The 1,342-nt window shown below is 25.8% G+C and carries 1 protein-coding gene; it reads right to left on the bottom strand.

The window, feature by feature from the left end; translation table 11 throughout:
- Positions 1-19: 19 nt before the first annotated feature.
- Entirely contained in the window at positions 20-970 is a 951-nt protein-coding gene (locus tag X924_RS08210; protein WP_121958436.1) for a sugar-binding transcriptional regulator, read from the bottom strand.
- Positions 971-1,342: the final 372 nt, after the last annotated feature.

Below are 1,342 nucleotides of genomic sequence, written 5' to 3'. Positions count from 1 at the left end.
CACATAGATATTTCCTCCTTTATTCTGTTAATAGTAAATCCGCTGTTTGTTTATCAGTAATTAAAATATTAATCAATTGACTATTTAAAGCGCCCCTAATGCTGCGAAATTTAGCAGGCCCTCCACTAACACAAATTTTCAAAGGAATGTTTTTCAATACCTTGAAAGGAATAGATATCAAACGTTTGTTAAGTTCAATTTTAATTTCTTCCCCATTTTCATCTATAATATGACCTAAAATATCTCCAACTCCATTTTCTTCTCTTGCCTTTTTTATTACTTCTTTTTCATTTACCAATTGGACAGGTACTCCAAAATAAGTATCAATACCAGTTGAAAAAATTGCAATATCTACAGACTCCCATAAAGAAGTAATTTCTTTTATATATGGTTCATCTAAAAGGATATTTTTTATTTCTTCGGAACTAACATAAGCAGGAGCAGGAAGAATAAAATAATCACAAAATAATTTACTACTGATTAAATGAACTAATTTATTAACTTCATTTTCAACTGGGCCTCTACTCCATGCACCCATTAATGGAATAACTCTTATTCCCCCTATAATTTTTTGAGAATTTATTGAATTAATCATTTCTAACATGGTTTCGCCTGGTCCGATGCCTAAAAGTTGACCAGGTTTCAATAGATCAAAAATTTTTTCTCCTGCGGATTTCCCCAGTGATTTTTTTAATTCGATTGATTTGATATTTTCAATTGTATTAATAACAACTACATCTAAAAGTTGATAGCGTTTTTTTAGTTTTTGTTCTAATAATTTGTGTTTTTCCTGAATGTCTATAATTTCCACTTTTATAATTCCTTCATTTAAAGCTTTAGATAAAATTCTTGATACTGTGGAAGTTGATATTTTTAATTTTTTAGCGATTTCGTTTTGTGGTAATTTTTCATAATAGTACATCTCAGAAATTTTAGTCATTAATGGAATACTATATATTTTGTTGTCCATTTTTTCCTCCTTCTTGAAAATAATTGCAGAAAATATTTTTACATCAAAATAATAAACAATATATTTATATTTGTCAAATTCAACACAAATAATTTACTGAGTTTTAAAATAGATTAAAGTCGAATAAAAGAAAAAATCATTAATTTTCTTACAATTGCAAAAATATAAAGGGAGGTTAAAAAGAAGAAAAAATAATTTGAAAGAAAGATAGATTTAGAGATTAACAAAAGTATTTTTTGAAATACTTATTGTAAAAATTTCAAAATTATTGTTATTAATCTAAATAGAAAAAAATTAATAAATAAATTTCAAAAATATATAAATAAACAAAAAAGCCAGGTATTCCTGGCTTTTATTTTCGAAGAGAATTAG

The organism is Petrotoga sp. 9PWA.NaAc.5.4 (genome assembly GCF_002895485.1).
Taxonomy (GTDB): domain Bacteria; phylum Thermotogota; class Thermotogae; order Petrotogales; family Petrotogaceae; genus AZRK01.
Note: the sequence above shows the minus strand (reverse complement) of the source record. Positions and strands in the feature narration are given on the sequence as shown.

What these genes read in the sequence shown, in the direction of transcription:
- X924_RS08210 (WP_121958436.1), bottom strand. Translation starts at nt 970, where the DNA reads ATGGACAACAAAATATATAGTATTCCATTAATGACTAAAATTTCTGAG.